This is a genomic window from Kitasatospora sp. NPDC057198 (genome assembly GCF_042670125.1).
Classification (GTDB): Bacteria; Actinomycetota; Actinomycetes; order Streptomycetales; family Streptomycetaceae; genus Kitasatospora.
Genome location: NZ_JBHUWH010000393.1, coordinates 1 through 7,442 on the forward strand (window position 1 = coordinate 1; position 7,442 = coordinate 7,442).

The 7,442-nt window shown below is 73.4% G+C and carries 9 protein-coding genes; 3 read left to right on the forward strand and 6 right to left on the reverse strand.

Translation table 11 applies throughout. The features are described from left to right. Positions 1-77 precede the first annotated feature (77 nt). Together ACFUEL_RS31080 and ACFUEL_RS31085 are read right to left on the reverse strand one after the other, a co-directional pair. On the reverse strand, positions 78-434 hold the full coding sequence (locus ACFUEL_RS31080; protein ID WP_380240126.1) for a PRC-barrel domain-containing protein: 357 nt from the start codon (positions 432-434) through the stop codon (positions 78-80). A 135-nt stretch (positions 435-569) separates the two neighbouring features. Continuing rightward, complete coding sequence (locus ACFUEL_RS31085) at positions 570-1,022, reverse strand: MarR family winged helix-turn-helix transcriptional regulator (protein ID WP_380240127.1); 453 nt, start codon at positions 1,020-1,022, stop codon at positions 570-572. Between the two features lie 129 nt (positions 1,023-1,151). On the opposite strand from ACFUEL_RS31085, the gene ACFUEL_RS31090 reads away from it, so the two are divergent. Then, the gene (locus ACFUEL_RS31090) at positions 1,152-2,057 is read left to right on the forward strand and encodes an SAM-dependent methyltransferase (RefSeq protein ID WP_380240128.1); all 906 of its coding nucleotides are present in this window, start codon (positions 1,152-1,154) and stop codon (positions 2,055-2,057) included. Positions 2,058-2,143: 86 nt separating this feature from the next. Here ACFUEL_RS31090 and ACFUEL_RS31095 read toward each other — a convergent pair whose 3' ends face one another. Then, on the reverse strand, positions 2,144-3,982 hold the full coding sequence (locus tag ACFUEL_RS31095; RefSeq protein ID WP_380240129.1) for a cellulase family glycosylhydrolase: 1,839 nt from the start codon (positions 3,980-3,982) through the stop codon (positions 2,144-2,146). A 385-nt stretch (positions 3,983-4,367) separates the two neighbouring features. On the opposite strand from ACFUEL_RS31095, the gene ACFUEL_RS31100 reads away from it, so the two are divergent. Continuing rightward, complete coding sequence (locus ACFUEL_RS31100) at positions 4,368-5,306, forward strand: carbohydrate kinase (protein WP_380240130.1); 939 nt, start codon at positions 4,368-4,370, stop codon at positions 5,304-5,306. A 99-nt stretch (positions 5,307-5,405) separates the two neighbouring features. On the opposite strand, the gene ACFUEL_RS31105 is transcribed toward ACFUEL_RS31100, so the two are convergent. Next, on the reverse strand, positions 5,406-5,738 hold the full coding sequence (locus ACFUEL_RS31105) for a hypothetical protein (RefSeq protein WP_380240131.1): 333 nt from the start codon (positions 5,736-5,738) through the stop codon (positions 5,406-5,408). Positions 5,739-6,217: 479 nt separating this feature from the next. Here ACFUEL_RS31105 and ACFUEL_RS31110 point away from each other — a divergent pair, with 479 nt between their 5' ends. Then, on the forward strand, positions 6,218-6,625 hold the full coding sequence (locus ACFUEL_RS31110; protein ID WP_380240132.1) for a hypothetical protein: 408 nt from the start codon (positions 6,218-6,220) through the stop codon (positions 6,623-6,625). A gap of 86 nt (positions 6,626-6,711) precedes the next feature. Here the strand turns inward: ACFUEL_RS31110 and dmpI are convergent, their stop codons facing one another. Together dmpI and ACFUEL_RS31120 are read right to left on the reverse strand one after the other, a co-directional pair. Continuing rightward, positions 6,712-6,894 (reverse strand): 4-oxalocrotonate tautomerase DmpI, encoded by a 183-nt coding sequence (gene dmpI, locus ACFUEL_RS31115; protein ID WP_380240133.1) that lies wholly within the window; start codon positions 6,892-6,894, stop codon positions 6,712-6,714. A 103-nt stretch (positions 6,895-6,997) separates the two neighbouring features. After that, positions 6,998-7,442, reverse strand: a 445-nt coding sequence (locus ACFUEL_RS31120) for a LysR substrate-binding domain-containing protein (protein ID WP_380240134.1), incomplete at its 5' end; no start/stop codon positions are given.

Genomic DNA, 7,442 nt, shown 5'->3' on the forward strand with positions numbered 1-7,442 from the left:
GAGTGGGAGCGGCCGGAGCCACCGGTGCTTCGCCGGTGCGCGGCCGGTATGCGGCCGGTGCGCGGTCGGGGCGGGGTTCAGCGGCGGGCCAGGCGCCGTTCGCCGTTCATGCCGGTGGCGTAGTCGAGGTGGTAGTGCGCGAAGACCTCGGGCTCCTGCTCGGCGGCAAGCACGTCGTCGACGCCGATGGACGGCGCGTTCTTCACGTCGTTGCGGTTGAACGGCACCCGCAGGTAGCCGGGGCCGGCCACCGCGTCCGCGATCGGTACGAACACCAGGCGGTGCCGGCCGAGCATGCCGACCGTGACGGTGGCGAAGGACGGCTCGTCGGTGGCGGTGTCCACGTAGACGTTCTCCAGGCTGCCGATCTTCTTGTCGTCCTGGTCGACCACGTCCTGGTTGCGCCACTCCCGGATGTCGGCGATCTCGATCATTCACGGCCTCCGTCGGCTCGGTCCGGCCCCCTGGGTGCTGCGTCCCTCCCGTTCCATGCTCACCGACGGTGCCCGGGGGCGCCCCTCCGGGTACGGCGGTCGGAGGCGTCCGGCGTGGGCGTCGGGCGCCGGGGGTCAGGCGGTGGGTGGCTGGGCGGGGGCGGCCGGGGGCGGGCCGGGGAGCAGCAGGGTGGCGAGTTCGTCGAGCAGCTCGGCCGCCCGGCGGGCCTGCGCGGGGTCGGCGACGGCCTGGGCGAGCAGCGGTTCGGCGGGGCGGGCGACCCGGGCCCGGATGTAGTCGCGGGCGGGAGCGGAGACGGAGAGCAGGGTGCGGCGCCCGTCGGCCGGATCGGGTGCGGCGTCCAGCAGGCCGCGTTCGCGCAGCCGGGCGACCGAGGTGGAGACGTGGCTCTGGGCGAAACCGGTGCGCACCCGGATGTCCTGCACCGAGCTGCCGGGGTGCTGGTACACGTCGGAGACGACCGCGATCTCGCCCGGGGTGAGGGCCGCCGAGGCGTGCTCGGTGACCATCGCCCGGCCGAGCTCGGTGAGCCGCTTTCCCAGTCGCAGAAGCCGTACGCCGTCCATGGCGGACAGGCTAGCGCGAGAGCGGACAACCGCATCGTCACAGATGCATCTCGCCCAATGTATCTCCACAGATATATCTTCGCAGATGCATCTTCACGGATGCATCTGCGCCGATGTAGTTTTGCGGGCATGACGACGAACGAGCCCGCAGGCCCCGCCCCCGCTCCTGCCCCGGCCCCCGATGCCGACGCCGATGCCGCGCACGGCGCCGACGCCGCCCCCGGCGCGCGCCGCGCCGCGCAACTGAGCCCCGTCTCCCGGACCGCGCTCGCGGTGGCCCGGGTGCGCGCCTACGAGAGCAGCCGCCCGGAACCGCTGTTCACCGACCCCTACGCCCTCGCCTTCATCGCGGCCTCCGGCACCCCGCTGCCCACGGCCGGACCGGACCGGCCGCTGGCCCGGCTGCTGGTGACCAGGGGCATCATGCGCACCCGCTTCTACGACGACCGGCTGCCCGCCGCCGGCGCCCGCCAGGTCGTGCTGCTCGCCGCCGGGCTCGACACCCGGGCCTACCGGCTGGCCTGGCCGGCCGGCACCCGGCTGTTCGAGGTCGACCTCCCGGCCGTCCTCGACTTCAAGCAGTGGGTACTGGACGAGCAGGGGGCCCGGGCGGCCTGCGAGCGCGTCGCGCTGCCCGCCGACCTGGCCGACCCCGGTTGGACGGACCGGCTCCTGGCGGCCGGGTTCGACCCCGGGCGGCCCACCGTCTGGCTGGCCGAAGGACTGCTGGTCTACCTGGACGCCGAGCAGGCCGCCGCCCTCCTCACCGCCGTCGGCGGACTGTCCGCCCCCGGCAGCAGCCTGTTCACCGAGCAGGCCCGCGACGTCTTTCGGGTGCCCGCCGAGGCGGGCCTCGCCGAGATGACCGCGCTGTGGCGCGGCGGCCTCGGCGCCGGCACCGCCGACTGGCTGGACGCGCACGGCTGGCGGACCGGCTTCACCGCCATGGACGCGTTCGCCGCCTCGCTGGGACGCGAGCTCCCGCCGTCCGGCTTCGAGGGCGCGGGCTTCCTGGAGGCCGTCCGCACCGCCTGAACCGCCGCCGCGCACAAGGACGTTCACCGCCGGCCGGGAGAACCGGCCGACGGTGAACGGGTGTTGCCCGGCTGGGCGGATGCCGGTCAGGAGGTCGCGGTGCACACCGCCGTCGCGGTCGCCGCCGCCGAGGCGTCCGTCCGGGTCGCCTGGACACCGAACGAGGTGGACGCCGCCGGGGCCAACGCCCCGTTGTAGGACAGGCTCGTCGCGGTGACGGTCTGCCCGCTGCGGGTCACGTTCGCGCCCCAACTCCCGCTGACCTGAAGGCTGGTGGGCCACGCCCAGGAGACCTGCCAGCCCTTGGTGGCCGCGGTGCCGGTGTTGGTGACGGTCACCGTCGCGGTCAGGCCGCTGCCCCAGTCGTTCAGGCTGATCGCCGCCGAGCACCCGGAGCTGGTGCCGGTGCCGCCGGTCGCGGTGGTCGCCGTCACCGCCGCCGAGGCGGCCGACACGTTGCCCGCCGCGTCCTTCGCCCGCACGGTGTAGCTGTACGCCGTCGCCGCGCTCAACCCGCTGTCGGTGTAGGAGGTTCCGGTCGGCGAACCGACCTTCGTCCCGTTGCGGTACACGTCGTAGCCGGTCACCGCGGTGTTGTCGGTGGAGGCCGTCCAGGACAGCGAGACGCTGCTCGATGTGGTGCCGGAGACCGTCAACCCGCCCGGGACGGAAGGCGCCTGGACGTCGCCGCCGGTGTTGCCGCCCGAGGAGCCGAAGCCCGGGGCCTTGACCGAGGCCAGGTAGTTGTCCTTGACCGTGTTGACGGTGGTCCAGTCGTCGTTCAGGATGCCGCCGGTGTCACCGGAGTTGGGGTTCCACGACCAGAACGTCCACTGGAAGGAGTCCGCGCCCGCCGTCGCGGTCGGCCGCAGGTACTGCACCAGCGCCTTCAACCAAGCCTGGTCGGTGGTCGACTGGAGCGTGGTGCCGAACTCGCCGACCCACACCGGGGCGATGTTCTGGTTGAACAGGTAACCCCAGTTCTTGTCCCACACGCCCGGCATGTTCGACGGGAAGCTCGGGTCGGAGAACCAGGTCTGCTGCGCCACGCTGGTCGCGTAGTCGTGCGCGGAGTACACCACCCGGTTGGGGACGCTCAGTTGGACCGGGTACTGGCCCGCGCCCTGCAGGTTGCCGCCCCACCAGTACGAGCTGCCGTTGAAGCTCTGCACGCCCTCGACGAAGACCAGCAGCTTCGAGTTGGCCGACAGCACCGCCTCGCCGCCGCGCTGGGCGGCCAGCCGCCAGTCGGTGGCGGTGTCGCCGCAGCCCCAACAGGCCGGGTCGTGCGGCTCGTTGTGCAGGTCGATGCCGATCACGGCGGAGTTGCCCGCGTACCGGGCGGCGATCGACTTGAGGTTCGCCAGCCAGGTCGACTCCGGCACCGAGGCGGTGTACCAGAGCGCCGACTGCCCGCCGGAGTCCGGGCGGTGGCGGTCCAGGATGACCTTCATCCCGATGCTGCCCGCGTAGTTGACCAGCTTGTCCATCACGCCGAGCGAGTCCAGGCCGACCAGGTCGGCGTTCATCCCGCTGGAGGTGTTGATGCTGCTCGGGGCGGTGCCCTTGAAGATGTCGTCGCTGTACGGCAGCCGGATGGTGTTGTAGCCCAGCGACTTCATCTGGTCGATCATCGACTTGTAGTCGCGGCTCCACAGGCCGTGGGGCACGTAGTTGGAGGTCTCGAAGCCGAACCAGTTGATGCCCGCGATCCGCACCGGGTTCCCGGCCTCGTCGAGGATCTGCCGGCCGCTGGTGTGCCAGTAGCCGGCCCCCGCGGCGGAGGCGGCGGCGGTCACGGTGGTGCCGGTGGTGGCGGCCTGGGCCGCCGGGACCGCCGGGGCGGTCAGCGTGGTGACGAGTGCGGCGGCCAGGGCTGCGGCACAGCCCGCCAGGCGGCGCGTCAGGCGCATTCGGAGGCGCATGGGTCTCGTTCCTCTCTGGACGCGGGTGGGGGCGTCCGGTGGGGGTGGGGTGGTACGAGACGTTCGTGGAGCGGAGGCCAGAGCTCCTCGGGTGGGCCGGAGGGGGAGCGACCCGGTCGGGGTGGGGGACGATCGGGAGCGCTCCCACTCTCGTCCCTCGCGGGCCTGCCATATGAAGCCAGACATACCTGGGGGTCGTCAAGAGGTCTGGGAGCGCTCCCACTTGACGGAGGTCGTTCGAGACGGCGCCCTGAAACGTACATCGGGCGCCCGGGGGGACGGCGGAGTGACCCCGGGGACGGCCCGCGCGTTGACTACGGGCGGCCACCGGTGATGGAGTCCGGACCGCCGGATGTGCGTTCGCCCTGTTGGGAGGCTGGTTTCGATGGCGGGTCGGCAGATCACCGTGGTCGGGGAGTGCGTCGCCGACGCCTTCGTGGAACGGGACGGGGCCCGGCCGGGCGAACTCGCGCTGCGGGTGCTGCCCGGCGGCGGCCCGGCCAACACCGCGGTCGCGCTGGCCCGGCTGGGCACGCCCACCCGGTTCGTCGGCCGGATCTCGGCCGACCCGTTCGGCGAACTCTTCCGGGCCCACCTGGCCGGCTCCGGCGTCGACCTGACCGGCACCGTCGCGGCCGCCGAACCCAGCACCCTGGCGCTGGCCGCGCTCGACGGCGAGGGCCGCGCCACGTACTCCTTCCACGCGGAGGGCACCGCCGACTGGCAGTGGACCGGCGCGGAACTGGCCGCCGCCCGCGCCGACGGGTCGGTGTGCCTGCACACCGGCTCGCTCGCCCTGGTGCGCGACCCCGGCGGCCCGCGGATCGAGGAACTGCTCGCCGCGGCCCGCCCGTACGCCACCGTCTCGATCGACCCCAACGTCCGCCCGCTGCTGGCCGCCCCCGAGCAGTACCGGCGGCGCCTCGACCACTGGTGCGAACTGGCCGACCTGCTGCGCCTGAGCGAGGACGACCTGCACATCCTGCTGCCCGGCACCACCCCCGAGGACGCCTGCGACCGCTGGCACGCGGCCGGCGCCCGGCTGGTCGTCGTGACGCTCGCCGAACGCGGCGCGCTCGCCTCGCTGGACGGCCACCGGCTCCGGGTGGCCGCGCCCGTGACCCATGTGGCCGACAGCGTCGGCGCGGGCGACTCCTTCACCGCCGGACTGCTGCACTCCCTCGCCGCCCAGGGCCACCTCGGCGGACGGCTGGACTCGCTCACCCCCGACGAGCTGGAGCGCGCCTGCACCTTCGCCGCCCGCGTCGCCGCCCGGACGGTCGCCGTGCCCGGCGCCAACCCGCCCTGGGCGGACGATCTCTGACGGATCGTCAAGCCGGGGCGGGTGCGGGGCCCGGGGCGTCGGCGGATGCCGGACCGGCGGCGGCAACGACGCCCGCCGCGACCAGGACGGCCCGGGTTCTCAGCACGCGTGCCCCCGGTCCGAGGAGAAGTCGCTGATGCGCCACGTACCGTCGGGGACCTGCTGGGCGGTGACGCTGTAGAAGATGCGGCTCTGCTGGTCGGGAGCCTTCGCGTTGTTGCCGCTGGAGGCGAACACGACGCCCCGGTCGGACGTGTCGAGGCAGTCCGTCAAGGTCGCCTCGGCGGGCGAGGCGGTGAGGTGCAGCGCGGTGACTTCGGGATTGGTGGTCAGAGCGCCCCGGTAGATCAGCCCCCTCTGCTGGGCCCCGAAGATGTCGCCGGCGAGGGCCTGGTAGGCCGAGCCACTGGCGACGGCGGCCTGCTCGTTCACGTCGCCGTGCCCGCTCGTGAGAGCGCGGATCCGGTAGTCGTTGAAGGCATTGTAGGCCGCGAGGACGTCCGCCTTCGCCTGCGCCGAACGATCGGGGGTCGGGGGTCGGGGTCGGGGTCGGGGGCAGAGCCGGGGTCGGAGTCGAGGCCGCGGCCGCGGGCGACGAGGGTGCCGTGCTGGGCGGCGGTGCCGACTTGCCCGTGTCGCTCGAACAGGCTGTCGTCGCGAGCAGCAGGGCGGCGCAGACGGCAGTCGCCGGCAGGTGCCGGAGCGCCCGACGGGAGTTCCCCCGAGTCGACGCCGGTGTCTCGTTCCTGTCCGTGTCCTTGCGCATAAAGCCCCCCGTGTGTCCGCCGAGTGATCAGACGGTCACTCATCAGATCATCCTGGCGCTCGGCGGTTCTCTTGGCGGCACTTTTTCCGTTCGGTGCCCGTCCCGGCCTCGCGTAGGTTGGCGGCGGACCGTGAAGGGGGCCGTGATGCTGTTGGTGCCGGAGCTGCCGGAGGGCTCGTGGTGGGACTGGGACGTGGTCTCCTCGACGCCCGAGCTGTTCGTACTGGGCGCGGACCACGACCTGACGTACCACCATGCGCTCGAACTGCGCTTCCACGGACCGGCTTTTGTCCAGTGCCCGGACGAATTCTTCCAGGACCCGGTGTTCCGGACCGCGACGCCGCGGGAGGTGGAGCTGGTGTCCCGGGCGGCGGGCGGGGCGCCGGGGGTGCTGGTCGCCTTCGAGTGCGAGGTCGACGGGGAGGCGCCGGCGACCGGGCTGATCGCCGCCCGGCGGCTGGAGATCGCCCCCGGCCTGGTCTTCCGGTACTGGCGGGAGCGGCTGGAGCCGGGCCAGCGGCGGGCGCCCTGGGTGCGGCCGCCGGGGGAGTGAGCCGGCGGGCCCCCTGAGGGCGGCTCGGGACGCGGTGGGCCCGGACGGTTCGCGGCCCCGCGAACCGTCCGGTGCGGCCGGGCGTGCTACAGGTCGGCGATCAGCTTGCCGGCCTTGCCCCAGTTCTCCGCCGGGTACTCCTGGATCCAGACCAGGACGCTCTCGGCCGGGCAGTCCAGGGCCTCGACGAAGGCGGCGGTGACCCGCTCGACCAGCTCGCGCTTCTGCTCGACCTCGCGCGGGCCCTGCTGAATGGTGACGATGGGCATCTTCGGCTCCTGTGTTTCCTGTCCTGCGGGCCGGTCCTTCCGGCTGACACCAGTTCACCGGAAAGGGCCGTCCGCACCCAGACCCGGTTCGCTCTCGCAGCGATCACGGATCCTGATCGCCGCTGTTCGGAGCCGGTTCGGCGGCCCGCCGGCAGACCTCCAGCAGCAGCCGGGGCGGCGGGGCGGAGCGCCGGACGGCCAGTGACATCGGCAGCGCGAGCGGGGTGCGGCAGGGGCGGAAGGCGATCCGGCGGGCGTGCGTCATCCGGGCGTTGGCCGCGTACACGACCGTCCAGGCCGGGGTGCCGGCGCCGATCGCGGCCAGGGTGTTCTGCAAAGTGCTGTGCGGCGGGCCGAACAGCGGCCGGAAACCGGACCGTTCGCAGGCGTCCGTCACCAGGTCGACCAGGGTCGGGTGGTTGCGCCGCTCGGTCAACAGCAGTGGCAGCCCGGCGAGTTCGGCCAGGTCGACGTCCGGCCGCTCGGCCAGCGGGTGTCCGGCCGGCAGGGCGATCACCAACTCGTCCCGCCAGAGCGGCAGGTAGCGC